At 66.2% G+C, this 16,905-nt stretch carries 24 protein-coding genes; 16 read left to right on the top strand and 8 right to left on the bottom strand.

Annotated features, from left to right (window positions below):
* Positions 1-48: 48 nt before the first annotated feature.
* From ACZ1JC_RS13935 to ACZ1JC_RS13895, 9 genes are all read left to right on the top strand, one after another.
* A complete protein-coding gene (locus ACZ1JC_RS13935; protein WP_465136289.1) occupies positions 49-552 on the top strand; it encodes an SspB family protein in 504 nt (167 codons plus the stop codon).
* A 33-nt stretch (positions 553-585) separates the two neighbouring features.
* Complete coding sequence (locus tag ACZ1JC_RS13930; RefSeq protein WP_465136290.1) at positions 586-1,095, top strand: hypothetical protein; 510 nt, start codon at positions 586-588, stop codon at positions 1,093-1,095.
* A gap of 105 nt (positions 1,096-1,200) precedes the next feature.
* A complete protein-coding gene (gene gmk, locus ACZ1JC_RS13925; RefSeq protein WP_465136291.1) occupies positions 1,201-1,854 on the top strand; it encodes a guanylate kinase in 654 nt (217 codons plus the stop codon).
* 122 nt (positions 1,855-1,976) lie between these two features.
* Positions 1,977-2,747, top strand: a complete 771-nt coding sequence (locus ACZ1JC_RS13920) for a hypothetical protein (protein WP_465136292.1) — start codon at positions 1,977-1,979, stop codon at positions 2,745-2,747.
* Between the two features lie 116 nt (positions 2,748-2,863).
* Positions 2,864-3,700 carry a 2,3,4,5-tetrahydropyridine-2,6-dicarboxylate N-succinyltransferase gene (gene dapD / locus ACZ1JC_RS13915; RefSeq protein WP_465136293.1) on the top strand — a complete coding sequence of 279 codons (837 nt, stop codon included), beginning with the start codon at positions 2,864-2,866 and terminating at the stop codon, positions 3,698-3,700.
* A gap of 179 nt (positions 3,701-3,879) precedes the next feature.
* A complete protein-coding gene (locus tag ACZ1JC_RS13910) occupies positions 3,880-4,125 on the top strand; it encodes a hypothetical protein (RefSeq protein ID WP_465136294.1) in 246 nt (81 codons plus the stop codon).
* Positions 4,126-4,130: 5 nt separating this feature from the next.
* The gene (locus tag ACZ1JC_RS13905; protein WP_465138597.1) at positions 4,131-4,553 is read left to right on the top strand and encodes a DUF1810 domain-containing protein; all 423 of its coding nucleotides are present in this window, start codon (positions 4,131-4,133) and stop codon (positions 4,551-4,553) included.
* 137 nt (positions 4,554-4,690) lie between these two features.
* The gene (locus ACZ1JC_RS13900) at positions 4,691-4,894 is read left to right on the top strand and encodes a hypothetical protein (protein ID WP_465136295.1); all 204 of its coding nucleotides are present in this window, start codon (positions 4,691-4,693) and stop codon (positions 4,892-4,894) included.
* Between the two features lie 548 nt (positions 4,895-5,442).
* Positions 5,443-7,029, top strand: coding sequence for a GMC family oxidoreductase (locus ACZ1JC_RS13895; protein ID WP_465136296.1), 1,587 nt, complete (start codon positions 5,443-5,445; stop codon positions 7,027-7,029).
* A gap of 4 nt (positions 7,030-7,033) precedes the next feature.
* Here ACZ1JC_RS13895 and ACZ1JC_RS13890 read toward each other — a convergent pair whose 3' ends face one another.
* A complete protein-coding gene (locus ACZ1JC_RS13890; RefSeq protein ID WP_465136297.1) occupies positions 7,034-7,831 on the bottom strand; it encodes a sugar phosphate isomerase/epimerase family protein in 798 nt (265 codons plus the stop codon).
* Between the two features lie 126 nt (positions 7,832-7,957).
* On the opposite strand from ACZ1JC_RS13890, the gene ACZ1JC_RS13885 reads away from it, so the two are divergent.
* On the top strand, positions 7,958-8,392 hold the full coding sequence (locus ACZ1JC_RS13885) for a cupin domain-containing protein (protein ID WP_465136298.1): 435 nt from the start codon (positions 7,958-7,960) through the stop codon (positions 8,390-8,392).
* Here ACZ1JC_RS13885 and ACZ1JC_RS13880 read toward each other — a convergent pair whose 3' ends face one another.
* The 3 genes from ACZ1JC_RS13880 to ACZ1JC_RS13870 all read right to left on the bottom strand — a co-directional run bounded on the left by ACZ1JC_RS13880 (position 8,393) and on the right by ACZ1JC_RS13870 (position 9,973).
* Positions 8,393-8,986, bottom strand: a complete 594-nt coding sequence (locus tag ACZ1JC_RS13880; RefSeq protein ID WP_465136299.1) for a hypothetical protein — start codon at positions 8,984-8,986, stop codon at positions 8,393-8,395. It lies immediately after the preceding gene.
* Positions 8,987-9,144: 158 nt separating this feature from the next.
* A complete protein-coding gene (locus ACZ1JC_RS13875) occupies positions 9,145-9,456 on the bottom strand; it encodes a hypothetical protein (protein ID WP_465136300.1) in 312 nt (103 codons plus the stop codon).
* 109 nt (positions 9,457-9,565) lie between these two features.
* Positions 9,566-9,973 (bottom strand): hypothetical protein, encoded by a 408-nt coding sequence (locus tag ACZ1JC_RS13870; protein WP_465136301.1) that lies wholly within the window; start codon positions 9,971-9,973, stop codon positions 9,566-9,568.
* A gap of 179 nt (positions 9,974-10,152) precedes the next feature.
* Here ACZ1JC_RS13870 and ACZ1JC_RS13865 point away from each other — a divergent pair, with 179 nt between their 5' ends.
* The 3 genes from ACZ1JC_RS13865 (at position 10,153) to ACZ1JC_RS13855 (ending at position 11,312) form a co-directional block, all read left to right on the top strand.
* Complete coding sequence (locus tag ACZ1JC_RS13865) at positions 10,153-10,389, top strand: DUF2061 domain-containing protein (protein WP_465136302.1); 237 nt, start codon at positions 10,153-10,155, stop codon at positions 10,387-10,389.
* Positions 10,390-10,571: 182 nt separating this feature from the next.
* The gene (locus ACZ1JC_RS13860; protein ID WP_465136303.1) at positions 10,572-11,000 is read left to right on the top strand and encodes an OsmC family protein; all 429 of its coding nucleotides are present in this window, start codon (positions 10,572-10,574) and stop codon (positions 10,998-11,000) included.
* Positions 11,001-11,057: 57 nt separating this feature from the next.
* Complete coding sequence (locus ACZ1JC_RS13855) at positions 11,058-11,312, top strand: hypothetical protein (RefSeq protein ID WP_465136304.1); 255 nt, start codon at positions 11,058-11,060, stop codon at positions 11,310-11,312.
* Here ACZ1JC_RS13855 and ACZ1JC_RS13850 read toward each other — a convergent pair.
* Positions 11,261-11,728, bottom strand: a complete 468-nt coding sequence (locus ACZ1JC_RS13850; RefSeq protein ID WP_465136305.1) for a COG3650 family protein — start codon at positions 11,726-11,728, stop codon at positions 11,261-11,263. The genes ACZ1JC_RS13855 and ACZ1JC_RS13850 overlap by 52 nt on opposite strands.
* A 416-nt stretch (positions 11,729-12,144) precedes the next feature.
* Between ACZ1JC_RS13850 and ACZ1JC_RS13845 the strand changes: the two genes are divergently transcribed.
* Complete coding sequence (locus ACZ1JC_RS13845; RefSeq protein WP_465136306.1) at positions 12,145-12,435, top strand: hypothetical protein; 291 nt, start codon at positions 12,145-12,147, stop codon at positions 12,433-12,435.
* Positions 12,436-12,610: 175 nt separating this feature from the next.
* Here the strand turns inward: ACZ1JC_RS13845 and ACZ1JC_RS13840 are convergent, their stop codons facing one another.
* Entirely contained in the window at positions 12,611-13,006 is a 396-nt protein-coding gene (locus ACZ1JC_RS13840; RefSeq protein WP_465136307.1) for a hypothetical protein, read from the bottom strand.
* 184 nt (positions 13,007-13,190) lie between these two features.
* Here ACZ1JC_RS13840 and ACZ1JC_RS13835 point away from each other — a divergent pair, with 184 nt between their 5' ends.
* Positions 13,191-13,718, top strand: a complete 528-nt coding sequence (locus ACZ1JC_RS13835; protein ID WP_465136308.1) for a hypothetical protein — start codon at positions 13,191-13,193, stop codon at positions 13,716-13,718.
* Positions 13,719-13,734: 16 nt separating this feature from the next.
* Here the strand turns inward: ACZ1JC_RS13835 and ACZ1JC_RS13830 are convergent, their stop codons facing one another.
* Both ACZ1JC_RS13830 and ACZ1JC_RS13825 read right to left on the bottom strand, forming a co-directional pair.
* Positions 13,735-14,130 (bottom strand): nuclear transport factor 2 family protein, encoded by a 396-nt coding sequence (locus ACZ1JC_RS13830; protein WP_465136309.1) that lies wholly within the window; start codon positions 14,128-14,130, stop codon positions 13,735-13,737.
* A complete protein-coding gene (locus tag ACZ1JC_RS13825) occupies positions 14,127-14,429 on the bottom strand; it encodes a YciI-like protein (protein WP_465136310.1) in 303 nt (100 codons plus the stop codon). Before ACZ1JC_RS13825 ends, ACZ1JC_RS13830 begins: the two co-directional genes overlap by 4 nt.
* Positions 14,430-14,603: 174 nt before the next feature.
* Between ACZ1JC_RS13825 and ACZ1JC_RS13820 the strand changes: the two genes are divergently transcribed.
* Positions 14,604-16,856: a transglycosylase domain-containing protein gene (locus tag ACZ1JC_RS13820; protein ID WP_465136311.1), complete on the top strand. Its 2,253-nt coding sequence runs from the start codon at positions 14,604-14,606 to the stop codon at positions 16,854-16,856.
* Positions 16,857-16,905 lie beyond the last annotated feature (49 nt).

The raw sequence follows: 16,905 nt of genomic DNA, 5'->3' as shown, positions 1-16,905 counted from the left end.
CGCCGAACCCGCTTGACCGGCAGGTCTTGCGCAAGCACCTAGGGCGCGATGAACGATACGCCTCAAGACAGCCTGATCCCCTACGACGAGATCGTCCAGGAGGCCCTGCGCGCCGTCGTCGGCCGCGTACTGGGCCAAGTGGAAGCATCCGGCGGCAACCTGCCCGGCGGCCACCACTTCTATATCACCTTCAAGACCGGAGCCCCCGGTGTGTCGATTCCCCCCGAATTGCGCACCCGCTTTCCGGACGAGATGACGATCGTGCTCCAGAACAAGTTCTGGGACCTCGCGGTCGGGGAAGATGGCTTTTCCGTCAGCCTCAGCTTCAATCAGCGCCCGTCGAATCTGGTGATCCCGTTCTCCGCGATCACCGCCTTCGTCGATCCGGCCGTGGATTTCGGCCTGCAGTTCCAGGCGATTTCGGACGACGAGCTGGAAGACGAGATCGCCGCCGAACCGGGTAACGACGCGGAACGCGACGTGGCCTCGCGCATTACTCCCAGTGAGGATGGATCGAACGTCGTTTCGGTCGACTTCGGCAAGAAGAAGTAGGCGGGCCCAGCTGCCCGGGAAAGCGTAACGGCTATGGCCCTGGGCAAGTTGCAGCGGGCAATCAAGGACGAGCAGGGACGGTTAGCGGCCATGGCCGAAGCCGCCGTTCCTGCGCTTCCGGATGCCGACCCCGCTGACGAAAAGAAACCCAAGGGCCGCGCCGCCAAAGTGAAGGCGCGGATCAAGGGCAAGGCGGCCGATCTGCACGGCCCCAGCCCCAATTCCGCTACCAATCTGGTCATCGCCGACATCGCCCTGCGCGGCGGTGCCGCCATCGCGCGGCGCGCGGTGGAGCACGCCCTGCTGGGCAAGGCCTATGCCCCGCGCAAGGCCACCGCGATCCTGAAAGGACGCTCGCTGGGCGAATCGCTCGCTCACGGCGTGCTGGCGCGCGTGGCGCTGACTTCGGTGCCCGGCGCCATCATGGTGGTCGGCGGGCTGGCCGCAAAGACGCTCTACGACCGTTCGCGTGCGCGCAAGGCCAAGGCGCAGGGCAAGAAACAATTGAACGATATGGCCGAGGACGGCACGGATAGCTGGTAAGGGCCGGTGCCGCTTTCCCGCAATGCAGGCGGGGCAAACTAGGCACTTTCCCGCGATCTGCAGCTGCCCTCTTGATTTGCGCGCCATGCATCGGCATCGGGGCACATGGTCAATTCTCCCGAAAACCCCGCAGATGCGCTGGCCCGGCGCGGCCTGATGCTGATCATGTCCTCGCCATCGGGCGCGGGCAAGACGACGATCTCGCGCATGCTGCTGGAACACGATCCGCATATCCGCAACTCGGTTTCCTGCACCACCCGCGCGCCGCGCCCCGGCGAAGTGGACGGCAAGGACTACTTCTTCGTCAGCCAGGCCCAGTTCGACCGCATGGCGGAAGACGGCGAGTTCCTGGAATGGGCAACCGTCTTCGGCAATTCCTACGGCACCCCCAAGGCGCACGTGAAAGCGGGCCTGAAGGACGGTGAGGACTATCTGTTCGACATCGACTGGCAGGGCACCCAGCAGCTTTACCAGAAGCTGGAGCGTGACGTGGTACGCGTGTTCCTGCTGCCGCCCAGCATCGACGAACTGCGCCGCCGCCTGACCGGGCGCGGGACCGACAGCGTGGACGTGATCGCCGCCCGCATGGAGCGGGCCCGCTCCGAAATCAGCCACTGGGACGGCTACGACTATGTGGTGGTCAACGACGATATCCAGGCCTGCTTCGAGAAAGTGAAGAAGATCCTGGCCGCCGAACGCATGCGCCGCGCCCGCCAGACCGGGCTGATCGGCTTCGTACGCGAGCTGATGGCGCCCTGACAGCGATTTTTTCGCCTCCTTGCGGGCACCGGCGTGCCTTTCGCGCGTAATTCTCCGTAAGGAGGCGGCCCAGCCAGCCGCCTCCGCCAGAGTTGGATCGGGCCAAAATCGGGGAGACGGGGATGACCAGAGGTTTCACTTGCGCGCTGCCGGCTCTCGTCCTCGTCGCCGTTACGGCCTGCGGGCCGTCTCGCGATCGGGAAGCGGCAAGCGACAGGCCTGACGATTCCGCCTCCAGCGAGGCGGTGACCCAGCAGGTCGCCAGCGAAGTGCCCGGTGCTGCCCTAACCGAATCCGCACAGCCCCCCCTATCGGCCCCCGCCTCCACGCCGCTGTCCTGCGCCGACGAGATCGGCACAACCGCCGCGCAAAAGCGCGCGGACCTCTGCCGCAATGTCTCGCCCGCCACGCATCCGCCCTGCAATGTCGCCAACAGCTGTGCGATGATCGAGGACGAGATCGCGCGCAGTTGCGCCATGGTCGGGCCGGGCGAAAAGCCCATGGCAGGCTGCCAGCCCGACCCGCGCAGCAAGGAAGCGGCAGCGGCAGTCGTCCAGCGTTACTACTCCGCCCTTAACGCCCGCGATTTCGACACCGCTTGGCAGCAATGGGGCGAGAACGGCCCGCCGAACCAGACGCCGGAGAAGTTCCGCGCCGGCTTCGCGCATACCCGCGCCACGCATGTCGTGATCGGCACACTCCAGCCGGGCGATGCCGGAGCGGGATCGATCTACCAGCCCGTGCCGGTAACGGTGGACGCCACGCTGGATGACGGCACCCACCAGCGTTTTCGCGGCACTTATGTCGTCCGGCGAGTGAACGACGTGGACGGCTCCTCGTCCGCGCAGCTGCGCTGGCACATCGATTCGGCCAAACTCGCCCCGGCCCCCTGATCGTTTCGGGACGCTTCGCTTATAGCGCCTGCGCCCTTCCTGCTTGTCCTGCCCGCCCGCACCCTCTAGGCGCGCGGGCGACGATTTATACTGGCAGACTTTCTGGAGACGCGAACATGTCCGAACTCGAAACCGCGATCGAAGCCGCCTGGGATGCGCGCGACACCGTCACCCCCGCCAGCGCCGACGTGCGCAAGCTGGTGGACGAAGCGCTTGGCCTGATCGAATCGGGCACCGCCCGCGTCGCCGAGCCGGACGGCAACGGTGGCTGGAAGGTCAACCAGTGGCTGAAGAAGGCCGTGCTGCTCTCGTTCCGTCTGAACGACAACGCCCCCGTCGCCCACGGCGCCGGCGGCGCGCCCGCGTTCGACAAGGTGCCCGTGAAGTTCGACGGCTGGGCCGATGAAGACTTCCGCAAGGCCGGCTTCCGCGTGGTTCCGGGCGCCGTCGCCCGCCGCGGCACCTTCATCTCGAAGGGCGTGGTGCTGATGCCCAGCTTCGTGAACATCGGCGCCTATGTGGGCGAAGGCACCATGGTCGACACCTGGGCCACCGTCGGCTCCTGCGCGCAGATCGGCAAGAACGTGCACATCTCGGGCGGCGTCGGCATCGGCGGCGTGCTTGAGCCGCTGCAGGCCGGTCCGGTCATCATCGAGGACAACTGCTTCATCGGCGCCCGTTCGGAAGTGGCCGAAGGCGTCGTCGTCGGTGAAGGCGCGGTGATCTCCATGGGCGTGTTCCTGGGCGCTTCGACCAAGATCGTCGATCGTGCGACCGGCGAAGTCCACATCGGCAAGGTTCCGCCTTACTCGGTGGTCGTCCCCGGCTCGCTGCCCGGCAAGCCGCTGCCCGACGGTACCCCCGGCCCGTCGCTCTACTGCGCCGTGATCGTCAAGACCGTGGACGCGCAGACGCGTTCGAAGACCGGCATCAACGAACTGCTGCGCGACTGATCGCAAGCATCGCGGAATTTCCAAGGGGTCGGATGCAGAGGCATCCGGCCCCTTTTTTCGCGTGCCATCCTGCGGATAAAACGCCGCTTTATCCCGGGAACAGGCAACCCGCCCAAGCGTTCTCCCGCCGACAGGGTTTCCGATTCGAGACGCCCGTCACCGATCGGGAGTCGCGATCCGTGAACAATCGTAGCGAAGATGCACAACCGGCACGCGCCGCCCGGCCCCGCTCGCCCGAGGCCATGCCTGCCGTGGTTCGCAAGGCTATCCTGATCAGCTTTATGGCATCGGTAGCCATGCTGGGCATGCTGGGCATCGCCCATCGGCTGCGATTGTCCGATTCCTCGCCCCCGACGCAGACGGCGACGCAGACGGCGCGCGAGCCTCGCCCACAGCAGTCCGCCTTCCGCGCCGGACTCGGCTGATGCCGATGGATGGCCTCCAACGCTTCGTCGATGCGCAGGCGGCAATCTATCCCGATATCGTCGCCGAACTGGAAAGTGGCGCCAAGCGCAGCCACTGGATGTGGTTCGTGTTCCCCCAGATCGCCGGCCTGGGCCTCAGCCAGACCGCGCAGATTTACGCAATCGCAGGACTGGCCGAAGCCCGCGCATACCTTGCCCACCCTTTACTGGGCGCGCGGCTGGACGAATGCACGGACACCATGCTGGGCTGGGCGGGAGAGCGCAGTGCCGCCGCGATCCTGGGCGAAGTGGACGCGATGAAGTTCCGCAGTTCGATGACGCTTTTCGAGGCGGCCGGCGGCGGGCAGCGCTTTTCCCGCGCCCTCGATGGCTTTTGCGACGGCCGGCGCGACGCACGCACGCTGGACCTGATTTCGGCACCGGATTGACGGCGCAGGCCACTGCCGGGAACTTCGCCCCCCGAACGCGCGTTACCTACTTGGCCCGTGGTCTACTGTGGGCATTACCGCCCCCTTTGCCCGCGCGAATGCGGCCAGAAATGCCGCCGGCCTGCGGGAGAGCCCTGATGCAACGCGTTGGCGACGAAGTTCACCTTGACGACGATGAAGCCCGTTCGGGCAGCACCCCCCACGTGGTGCGATGGATGCTGGTGTTCGGCCTGCTCCTTGCCGTTCTGGCGATGTCCGCGATCTGGATCAGCCGGGCGGTCTACGAGCAGCCGCGCCAGGGCGATCCGGTAACGGCCGAAGAACACGCGCTGGGCAACTGACCAAGCCGCACCATCGACGGCATTCGCGCAAGAGCTGAGGCCGCGTAGGCGTGGTGACTTCGGCTGCCATCGTAGCCGCTGAACAGGTTGGGCGATTGTGGAAAAAAGAGCCGCCGGCGAAGGCGGGGCACGTGAGGCGACCTCATGCTCGTGTCCGTTCTACCTTGCCGGAAATGGATCGCCCCCCGACGTCCAATCCCAGCCAAGCACCGACGGCTCCCGTAAAAATGGCGACGCATCGCCATCCCCCTATGGCTTGACGCATAGGTTCATTCACTTGCGCAATGGTTAAATGAGCTTGCGTATATCGCAAGATGTTAGAGAGATTAAATTCCGTTAATCCGGAACTTTATCCCGGGTTTGCCGTTCAGCCGTTCACACCAACGATGTCTCGAGGCCCCGATTTCGATCGGCCCCGCCCCCCATCGCACCACAGAGCATCACCGGGCATCGCCGGGCATCGCCGGGCATCGCCGGGGCGGGTTTGCCTCCCCCCTCTCCCCTCCACCAGCTTGATCCCCCCTGCCATGCAGCCTAGCCCATGGGGAATGGGAGAGTTCGACTACATCGTGGTGGGCGGCGGCAGCGCCGGCTGCGTGCTGGCCAACCGGCTGAGCGCCGATCCGCGCAACCGCGTGCTGCTGCTGGAAGCGGGCGGCAAGGACGATTACGTCTGGATCCGCGTGCCGGTGGGCTATCTCTATTGCATCGGCAATCCGCGCACCGACTGGTGCTATGCCACGCAGGCCGAACAGGGCCTTGGCGGGCGCGCGCTGAAATATCCGCGCGGCCGGGTGCTGGGGGGCTGCTCCTCGATCAACGGCATGATCTACATGCGCGGGCAGGCGGCCGATTACGACCAGTGGCGACAGGCGGGCAATCCCGGCTGGGGCTGGGACGACGTGCTGCCCTATTTCACCCGCGCCGAAGACCATTACGACGGCGCCAGCAGCTTCCACGGCACCGGGGGAGAGATCCGGGTGGAACGCCAGCGACTGCGGTGGGACATCCTCGAAGCGTTCCGCGATGCCTGCGAGGAGCAGGGCATTCCGCATAGCCACGACTTCAACACGGGCGACAATGACGGCGCCGGCTTCTTCCAGGTGACCCAGCGGCGTGGCTGGCGCTGGAGCGCATCCGACGCCTTTCTGAAACCGGTGCGCACGCGCGCCAATCTCAAGGTCGAAACCGGCGCGCTGGTGGACCGTGTGGTGTTTGAGGGGACGCGCGCGGTGAGCGTGGCCTATTCGGTGGGCAACGAACCACGCGAAGCCCGCGCACGCGGCGAAGTGGTGCTGGCAGCAGGCGCCATCGGCTCTCCCGCGATCCTCGAACGCAGCGGCGTGGGCGATGCGGCGCATTTGTCCGCGCTGGGGATCACCACGCGACTGGACCGGCCCGAGGTCGGCGCCAACCTGCAGGACCATCTGCAATTGCGCTGCGCCTGGCGCGTCACTGGCGTTTCCACCCTGAACCAGCGGGCCGCGACCCTGTTCGGCAAGGCGCTGATCGGCATGGAATATGCGCTTCGCCGTAGCGGACCGATGGCGATGGCGCCCAGCCAGCTGGGGGTCTTCACGCGCAGCGATCCGCACTATGCGACGCCCAATCTGGAATACCACGTCCAGCCGCTGAGCCTGGAGGCGTTCGGCGGGGCGCTCGATCCCTTCCCCGCTTTCACCGCCAGCGTCTGCAACTTGCGGCCCGAAAGCCGGGGCACCACGCGGATCGCCGCCGTGGACCCCGCGGCGCCACCGGCGATCCGGCCCAACTATCTTTCGACCGAGGAGGACTTGCGCGTCGCCGCGCAGGCGATCCGGCTGACGCGCGCGATCGCCGCCCGGCCTGCCCTTGCCCGCTATGCGCCGCAGGAATTGCGCCCCGGCCCGGCGTTCGAGAGCGAGGCAGACTTGCGCCGCGCGGCGGGGGAGATCGGCACCACCATCTTCCACCCGGTGGGCACGGCAGCGATGGGCCGCGTGGTTGATGCACGCCTGCGCGTGGCCGGGCTGGACGGCTTGCGCGTGATCGATGCCTCGGTGATGCCCACGATCACTTCCGGCAACACCAATGCGCCGACGATGATGATCGCGGAAAAAGGGGCGGAGATGCTGCTGGCCGACGCCCGCAGCTGACGCGTCAGGCCAGCAGGGCCCGGGTCCGTGCGACGATCTCGCCCACGTAGTCCCGCGCCGCCTCCACGCCGATCGCGGCTTGCGGCAGGGTCACGTCTATGCCCAGCGTCTTGCCGCGCGGCAGGGCATCGACGAATTCGCGCAGCGGCAGTTCGCCCTCGCCAGGGATCAGGCGCGGACTGCGGGTGTCGCTCTCGCCATCGCCCAGCGCCCCGTCGCAAATGCGCACGTGGCCGACTAGCGCCGAATCCAGCTCCGCGATCTGCCGCACCGATCCGCCGGTGCGGAAGAAATAGAGCGAATCGATCGTCAGGCTGGCTTTGTCTTCCCCGATCTCGCGCACGAGGGTGAGCGCATCGCCAAGGCTGCGGGTGGTCAGCACAGGCGCGAAGATGATCGACAGGTCCATGCCGCGCGCCTGCGCCATCGTCGCCAGTTCGGCCAGTTGATCGCGCGCACGGTCGCGCTCCAGTCCGTTGTCATGCGCGCCCAGACGCTTGGCGCCAAGCTCTGCAAACAGGTCGAAATCGACGGCACGGTCGGCCGGGGCGATCATGTCCGACGCCGCCAGCCCTTCGCCTAGCTTGATGCAGATGCCGGTGTCCGCCAGCACGGCCTTGACCTCCCGCCGCAGCGCCGCGTCTTCGCGCAGCGACCACGCCGGATAACCGGCCTGGCTGTCCCGCAACTGCTCCAGCCCCAGCGAAACGCGGGTGCAACCCAGTTCCGCCGCCAGCCGAATGTGCTGGACCGGCCCCATTCCGGCGAGCGTGCGCGATTCGATACCGAGCGGATGGGGCATGATGGGATCCTCTCGTTTCTGAAAGCTTGGGATTTGCGCACTTGTAGACAGTCTGCGAATGCCTCCAATATCGCGCCCGCATTGCCAATGCACGCGCGAAAGCCGCGCCGGAGTTGAAAGGACAGCATGACCGATCCCGCCGCAATCATCTCCCGCCTCGATCTTGCCCCGCATCCCGAGGGTGGCTGGTATCGCCAGACTTGGCGGGCCGAGACCCTTGAGGGAGAGCGGCCCACGGCCACGATGATCCATTTCCTGCTCGAAGCACATCAGCGGTCGCACTGGCACCGGGTGGACGCGGCGGAACTGTGGTTCTGGCACGCCGGCGCACCCATCGCGCTGTCCATCGCGCCGGACGATGCCGGCCCCGTCACCCGCACGGTGCTGGGCGGACGGGTGCTGGAGGGAGAGGCGGCGCAAGCGCTGGTGCCCACCGGCCACTGGCAGGCGGCGGAACCGCTGGGAGGCTGGGCGCTGGTAAGCTGCGTGGTGTCCCCGGGCTTCCATTTCGGCGGGTTCGAACTGGCCGCGCCCGACTGGTCCCCCGGGGCTCCTTGCTGATCAGCCGATCGAGCAGCCGTCGCCTTCGCTGGTCTTGGTGCCGTCGGGCTTGAACCAGGTGGCGATCGGCCCTGCCTTTTCGTCGTAATAGCAGACCGAGGAAACGCGGTTGGTCACCGCGTCGACATGCACGGCATAGTTGTGTGCGCCGCAGTTGTGCAGTTCGCAGCGCGACGCGGCGATATCGCCGCCCACCTTCTTTACCGGGCCGACGGGGCCCTTCATCGCGGCGATGGCAGCGGCGGCTTTGGGATCGGTGACGGCGGCGGCGACGCCGGAAACGACGACCGGATGATCGAAGAAGGCGTAGTTGCCCACTTTGTCCAGCGGGTACTTGCCGACATAGACGGAGAAATCGGCGCCCGGTGCCGGAGCGCCGGTGCCATTGTCCGAACTCACCATGCCGGTCTCCACCACCACCGGGGCGACCGTTTCGGTGGCGACGGCGGTGGTTTCGATGACGGTCGGCTGCTTGCTGCCGCAACCTGCGGCCAGCAGAAGCATGGCCAGCGCCGTCCAGTTTCGGGCCGTCCAGTTCCTCCTGTCGAGGCGGCGGCGGCGAAGTGGGAAATCACGCAGTTGGGGATCATGCATCGCATCGTCTCCTGTCCGGAAGGCTTCAGCCTCTCCCGTGAAAGTCGCGAGCCCCCGTATCGGCTCCCATCCGCAGCCCGCCCTGACGCGCGGACTATGCCCACGTGCCCTCTCCGGTGTCCAGCGCCCTTGGCCAGCCAAAGGCGCGGACCGGGAAATCACCCCCGGATCGCGGGCTTCCAGCGCAGGGCCAACATGATCACCGTCGGCCAGAACAGCGTGGCGATGAAATCCCGGATCGTGTCGGGCCAGTTCCACGAACCATGGGCCAGCCGATCGACGCATTCGTTGGCCACTTCGCACAGCAGCACCACCATGACCGGCCAGCGCGAACTGAGTTTCCGCTTCAGCAGGATCGCGGAGACCAGCCAGATCGTCAGGCCGGCATATGTATGCGCGAACTTGTCGGGCTGAGGGCATAGGGACACGATCCAGTCGATCGCCTGCTCGTAATAATGAACGAAAGCCATGGCGCGGGGTTATGCTGCAAGGCAGCATGGCGGTCCAGACCACCTCGTCTCAGGCCTGTGTAATCCCGCCCGCAAGAGGCGACTTTTCGCAACAGGGCGCGGCCGCCCGTCAGGCAACCTTGCGCTGAAGCTTCGCCAGAGCGCGGTCGATCGCATCGCGCGCGGCGGCGTTCACCGTACCCGATACGATGCGGTAGACGATCCGCCGCCCCTCCAGGGAATAGGCCACCGTCGCCATCCCATCGTTGAAACTGGACAAGTAGAGCGCCGGCTTGCGCTGGATCAACGCCACGTCGTCCGCCCGGGGCACTAGGCTGTCGCGCATGAAATAGGCGCCCGTCATCGCCTGGACATCGGGAACTGAGGCATCTGCAGCGGCATCCGGGGCGCCAAGGTCTTCCGTCGATCCGGGTAATTCGCGGGAACCCAGCCCCGCGCCCTGCGCCAGCGCATAGCCCGGGCAAAGCAGAAGGAAGGCTGCAAAACATGCCTGAAGTGCTGTCAGGAATCGCTTCATGACACCGCCTTTCGATGGCCTCTTCCATGGGCGGGACCGTCTGCGCGGCACGCCTTACTTGTTGGGAAACCATATCAGTCGATCAGGGAAATCGAAAGCGCTCGTTGGAATTCCCGCAGCGTTCCGGCGATGTTCGGTCGGCACCCGATGGACGGATGGCTCAACCTTAGGTATTGCTAATGCGACGCGATATTGCAAAAACGCTGACGTACTTGTGTGTTCACCTGACGGTGGGCTTCACGGTGGCTTATGTAATGACCGGCTCGCTGGCCCTGGCGGGCGGCATCGCCCTGATCGAACCTTGCATCAATGCGGTGGCGTTCTGGTTCCACGAACGTGCGTGGAAGCGTCTGGACGCCTCGGAACCGTCCGACAGGCGGGCGGGCGCGGCGTTGAATGCGCTGCATCCGGCCTGAAGACCGGAGGCCGGCGCCTCCGGATCGCCCGGGAATCATCCTGTCATGACTCGGTCCGGTTTATGTGCGAGGAATTGCCCGCGCGCCGGATCCGGTGCGTTTCCGGAACCCGTGCACCAGGCGGCGGCGCCGAATGTCCCATGGCCCGCCCGCGTGAAGGCAGCACCGAAAGGACCATCCCGATGACCACCAATTCCGCTTCCGCCCGCTACGAAGGCTTCGGCAAGGAAGGCAAGGGTTCGATCACCACGCGTTCGGGCGTGCTTTCCGGCCAGCCTTACGGCTTCGGGACGCGGTTCGAAGGGCAGCCCGGCACCAATCCGGAAGAACTGATCGCCGCCGCCCATGCCGCGTGCTTCACCATGGCCACCAGCTTCGGCCTGGCCCGCGCGGGCCACGCGGATGGCACGTTGGACACCCAGTGCACCATCACCCTCGATCAGGCGGATGGCGGGTTCAAGGTGTCCAAGTCGGCGCTGGTCCTGAAGGGCAATATCCCCGGCATTTCAGCCGAAGAATTCGCCAGCATTGCCGAGGATGCAGAGAAGAACTGCCCGATTTCCAAGCTGCTCAACTGCGAAATCACCTTGGACAAGTCGCTGGAAAGCTGAGGGAACAGCCCCGGACCCGACGCGTTGAACGATGAGGAGGGGCAAGCGGAGGCCGCTTTGCCAAGATACAAGCCGATATCCGTCAACGTGATCGGGGCCGTGGCCGGCGCTATCGCCATCGGCGTGCTGGCCGGTGCCTGCCTGCCCGCAGGAAGCGGGGGCGACAGCGACAATCCCGGTACGTCGCCCGTGGTTACAAGCACGCAGGCCCGCACCATCGCCTCGCGCGATTGGGTGCCGCCGATCGGCGATGGCGGCAATCAGGGGGTCGGCGATGCGGGATCGGGCTCGCCCGTCCCCATGGCCCCGTAAGTCTCCACGATCCCCGATTCGGCGGCCGACTGGGTCGCCGACTGATCGGCATTTCGGCCTTCGATCATCCTGGCGGGCCGGCGGTCACTCCAGGCGCAGCCCTTGCGCACCTCTGCGCCGATCTTGAGCAACGCGTTATAGGGATAGTGGCGGTCCGACATTCCTTCCGTGCAAGGTCCGGGCCCGATCGCCAGCGTAAAGTCGCGCCCGGCCAGCGTGCCGCTGAACGATACGCCGCCCCGCCCCGCGAAGCGCCGCACGGTCGCCTGATCGCCGGCCGGCCGCTCCGGCGTGCGATAGGTGATCAGGCCATCGCGCACTTCCGCGTTCCAGAACGGCTCGGTTCCCGAAACGCGAATCCGTTCCGCAACCGAGATCTCACCCCAGGGCTGATGGTCGTCGCGATCGCCCGGCATGTCATTGCCGGTATCGTTCCGGCCATGACATGCTGCAAGTGCGAGAATCGGCAATGCGATCGCGGCAGATCGCATCCGAGGGCGGCGGGACGTGCAAGTCACGGAATGCATTGGCATCTTGGTAGGGTAACCGGGGTCAACACCCCCCGCAAGATGGCTGAATTGCGGCCTCTGCACCTCGTTCGGGTGGCCACATGGCTCATTTGCAAGGCGTAAATTTATCCGAAATAGGGAGAATCTGGCAGCTTTAGCGCTAACTACTTACCTTGCTGAGCTTTTTGGATATGATTGCACTTTCTGCAACACCGGTGGCATCTATTGCCATTGCGAACGCAGCGCCCTGACCTCATGTTGCAATGCAACAAGATAAGAGATGCCCCGAGGCAATCTCCTGCTTCTTGAAAAAGGATATTGCCATGTTCAAGACTGTCTTTGCCGGTGCCGCCGCTCTTGCTGCCGTTTTCGCCACCTCCGCCCAGGCTGAGGATGCCCGCAGCTTCCAGCATGACGGCGTCCACTACAACTACACCACTGCCCAGAAGGGCAAGGTTACCGTGATCCAGGGCACCGCTTCGGGCCAGGTTCCGTTCCGCCTCTACGTCAGCGGCAACCGCGTGACCGGTACCTACAACTCGCGCAACGTCGACTTCCGTCTGGCCGATGCGCGCAACGCGCTGGCCGTCGAACAGGCTGTCGACGCCAAGTAATCCGATTTCGGCCGGACTTCGGTTCGGTCGGATCGCACACGAAAAAGGGCGCCGTTCCCAGTGGGAACGGCGCCCTTTTTCGTGTGCGTACGGAGTTGGTTTGAAAATTCGCGGTACGCGAATTTTGGGCCGGTGTCGCGTTAAAATGCCCGCCTGAACATTTTCAAACGACCTCTCAGTGCCGTTTGTCCTGCATCGCCTCATGGCTGATCAGGCGGACTTCCAGATCGTCGCCCGGCACGATGCCGTGCTTTTCGATGATGCGATCGCGCAGCGCGGCAATGTCATCCTCGTCCGCCCCTTCGGGCAGCGGATAGCGGGCGATAACCATGTCGCCGATCGCATCGACCACGCTGAAATGGCTGGACATGCACGATGCCGCCAGCGCGTCGAGGTCCAGCCCCTCCGCCAGCCGCCAGGTCTTGCCCTCGCGCGATCGGATCTCCTTGCGGCAATGCCGGCAAGTGCAGAGGATCGTGCCGTCTTCCTCACGGCGCCGCCGACCGGCCGGTTGATGGTCGCCCCGATACCAGCAGGGCGTCATCGCAAAGGAATCGCGGCGCGTATACATCTGCTAAAATAACCTCGTGGATCAGGCTTAACCGTCTCACAATCCTGATTGCTGAATGGTTGCCGGCCGCCCTCATGGAAATGCGTAGGACCGGGTGGGCGGCCTTCCGTTCACCGCCCCGACAGGGCGGCCCACCTAGGCGGCGCGCGGGAAGCGGCGGATTCGATTCGGGATGTGAGTGACGATGGGTGCTGGTAAGTGGATGGTGTTCATGCTGGTGGCGGGCGTGGGGATCGGCGTGGGTGCGGCCAACCTGGCCAACGGCGGAATGCGCCAGTGGGCGGAACGCTTCGATCAGCACCAGGGTGCCGCCGATCAGGGCCTTGTCGCGCTTGAGGGGGCCGACATGCCGCTGCGCGGTGCCGCGCGCCATCACGAATACAATGACGAGGAAGGCTACCCGCTCGAAGGCGGTGACGGCGGCGAGTTCGCCTATGCGCCCGAACCGGCCTTCCGCCCTGCCCCTCCCGGACAAGTCGTGATCCTGCGCGCACCGGACTGGGGCTATGACGAGGGCCACAGCGATGCGGATGATGGCAACTATGCGCAGGCCGCGCCGCGTGTCCGCGCCTATGCCCCGACACCGCAATATGCGCCCGCCGCGCCGCCGCGCACCGCTTCGCCGCCCCCGCAGGACGCTGCTGCCGCCGCTGCCGAGCGTGCCCGCGCCGCCGCAGCCGACGTCGCGGCGGCGGAACGCGGGACGATCTGAACGGTAGACCCGGCCCTCAGGCCAGCGTCAGGAACACTTCCGCCTCGATCACCCAGTCGCCGCCAAGGTCGCGCCACTTGGCGACATAGCTGCCGGATGCCAGCACGGCGCCTTGGCTGTCGAGGCCTTGCCACGCGCCATATTCCATGGCGATCGGCTCTACCGGAGAGGTTTCGATACGCTCCGGTTTGCGCAAGTAGACCATGCGCGCGGGCGCGGCGAATTCGCGCTTCCACACTTTCACTTGCGCCATGCGGCCGGCGATCACCGCGCTGTCGGTGCCGGTCACCATCACGCAATCACGCGCCAGAACCGGGCCGATCGCGGCGGCATCCCCTTCGGCAATCGCACGGTTGAATTCGGCGCGGCGGGCACGGACCGCCAGTTCGGCGCCGGCGTCCGCCCCGCTCACGGATGCACCGGATTGGCCGCCAGCGGGCCGACCACGGTGTTCCACGGGCGCACCGTCCAGCGCTCGACCAGCCCTTGCGTCACATAGGGATCGGCCTTGGCGAAGGCTTCCGCGACCTCGCGCCCCTCCCCCGCGAACAGTAGGCAGGCGGTGTCCACCGGATCCTCCAGCGCGCCTGCCAGTATAAGTTCGCCGCGCTCAGCGGCTTCCCAGGCCAACGCCAGATGGGCGCCCCGAAATTCCGGCCGCCGGTCGAGATAGTCGGCACCGAGGTGATAAGTGAGCAGGAAATGAGCCATTCACCGCTTGTGCCATCAGCCCCGCCGGGTTTCCAGTGCGGCGAATTTCCAGGGTCTCGCGGGGTCCCCAGGAAATCCTGACAGGGCCCGTTAAGCGCGGGTTACAAAACCCGCGTCCATGGGGTAGAGAGCGCTCGGACCGTCCGGTCCGCATAAGGGATCTGCACCTAGAAAATGGCCAAGAATACCGGCCGGAGCCGCTCGTCCGGCGGGCCTTCCTCCTCCAATCCGAAAGAATCATCGTTCCTCGGTCGCTTTGCGCGGCGCGTGCTCATTTGGGGCGGCGCGCTGACATTGCTGGCCGCCATCGGCCTGGGCACTGCCGTGGCCGTGACGATGAGCGAACTGCCCGCCTATGACGCGCTGAAGAGCAGCCAGAACGGCCAGATGATCGTCGTGCGCGCGCGCGACGGCAGTGAGCTTGTCTCGCTCGGGCCCAGCTATGGCCGGTGGCTTTCGTACAACGAGATTCCGCCCGTCATGCGCGATGCCATGGTTTCGGTGGAAGACCGCCGCTTCCGCGAGCACATCGGCGTGGACGCGCTGGGCCTGTTCCGCGCCGTCTACGTCTCGCTGACCACCGGCGGCCGCGCCAAGGCGACCTCCACGATCACCCAGCAGCTGGCGCGCAACGTGTTCCTGAACAACAGCCGCTCGATGGGCCGCAAGGCGCGCGAAGCCGTGCTGGCACTGGCGCTGGAACGCAAGTTCACCAAGGACCAGATCCTCGAACTCTACCTGAACAAGGTCTATTTCGGCGGCGGCGCCTATGGCATCGACGCGGCCAGCCGCAAGTTCTTCGGCCACCCGGCTACCGAGCTTTCGACGGCCGAGGCCGCGATCATCGCCGGCCTGGTGAAGGCGCCTTCGAACTATTCGCCCACCGCCGACCTCGACGCTGCCAAGGGCCGCGGCGAAGTGGTGCTGGGCCTGATGGTCAAGAACGGCGCGATCACGCAGGAAGAGGCCGACCGGGCCGACATCGCCGATGTCGCCGTGACGCATGAGAAGGGCCAGAACTCGGTCCGCTACTTCACCGACTGGGCGCTGCCCCAGCTGGACATGCTGCTGCCCGACACCAACGAGCCGATCGAGGTCTGGACCACGCTCGACCCGAAGATGCAGCAGGCTGCGACCAATTCGATCGCCGCCAATGCCCCCAAGGGCGCGCAGGGCGCGCTGGTCAGCCTGGACCGCGACGGCGCCGTGCTGGCCATGGTCGGCGGCACGGACTACGTGAATTCGAACTATAACCGCGCCACCAACGCCGTGCGCCAGCCCGGTTCGGCGTGGAAGCTGTTCGTCTATCTCTCCGCGCTGGAAGCCGGCTACACGCCTGACGACCGCGTGATGGACGAACCCGTCACCATCGACGGGTGGAGCCCGCAGAACGACGGCCGCAACTTCGCCGGCCAGATCGACGTGCGCACCGCCTTTGCCTATTCGAAGAACACCGTGGCCGCGCAGCTCGGCAACGAAGTGGGCTTCGGCACGGTCGCCTCGATGGCGCGCCGCTTCGGCATCTCCACCCCGATCAACACCAAGCCGGCGATGGTGCTGGGCACGTCCGAAGTGCGCGTGATCGATATGACGCGTGCTTTCGCCGCGATCTCCGCAGGCGGCACCTCGGTCGAGCCCTATGGCATCGTCAAGGTCACCACCTCGTCCGGCAAGACGCTCTATGAGCACAAGTCCACGCGCGGTCAGGTGTTGGTGCCGCCCAATGTCGCCGCCGGCATTACCGACCTGTTGCAGACGACCGTCGCCACCGGCACCGGCCGCGCCGCGCAGATCGGCCGCCCGGTCGCGGGCAAGACCGGCACCACCAGCTCCAACAAGGATGGCTGGTTCCTGGGCTTCTCCAGCGGCATCACCACCGGCGTGTGGATGGGCCGCGACGATGCCAAGCCGGTCCCCGGCCTCTCCGGCGGCCACGCCCCGGCGCGCGCCTTTGCGGACTACATGAAGGTCGCCGTCTCCACCCGCCCGGTCGAACAGTTCCAGACCGAAGTGAAGCTGCCCGAATGGCAGCTTGAGCCGGACGACGAGGCGATGCAAGGCAGCCCGGACGACTACTACTACGTCGATGAGAACGGCAACGTGGTCCATCCCGGCGCGGGCGATCAGGGCGATGGCCAGCCGCGCTATGACGATGGCAGCGTCGGCCCCGGACCGGGCCCCGGCGCACCGCAAATGCCGGATTACGGCCCCGGTTCGGGTCCTGCCTCCGGCCCCGGTTCAGCTGGTGGTCCCGTCCCGCGCGCGCCCGCCAACGGCGCGCCGCCGGCGGCCAACGACGACTTCCTCAACCGCGCGACCGGCCGCACGTCGAACGAGGACGGCCAGCGGGGCGCGCAAGGCACGCCCCCCCGCCCAAGCGCGGCAAGGACGCCCACCCCGGTGCGAACGCCGAACCCCGGGCAATAATCGATACGCGAAAGGGGCCGGATTTCCGGCCCCTTTTTGTTTGCCGGCT

It is taken from the genome of Sphingomonas sp. BL-S-28, from assembly GCF_055521515.1.
Note: the sequence above shows the minus strand (reverse complement) of the source record. Positions and strands in the feature narration are given on the sequence as shown.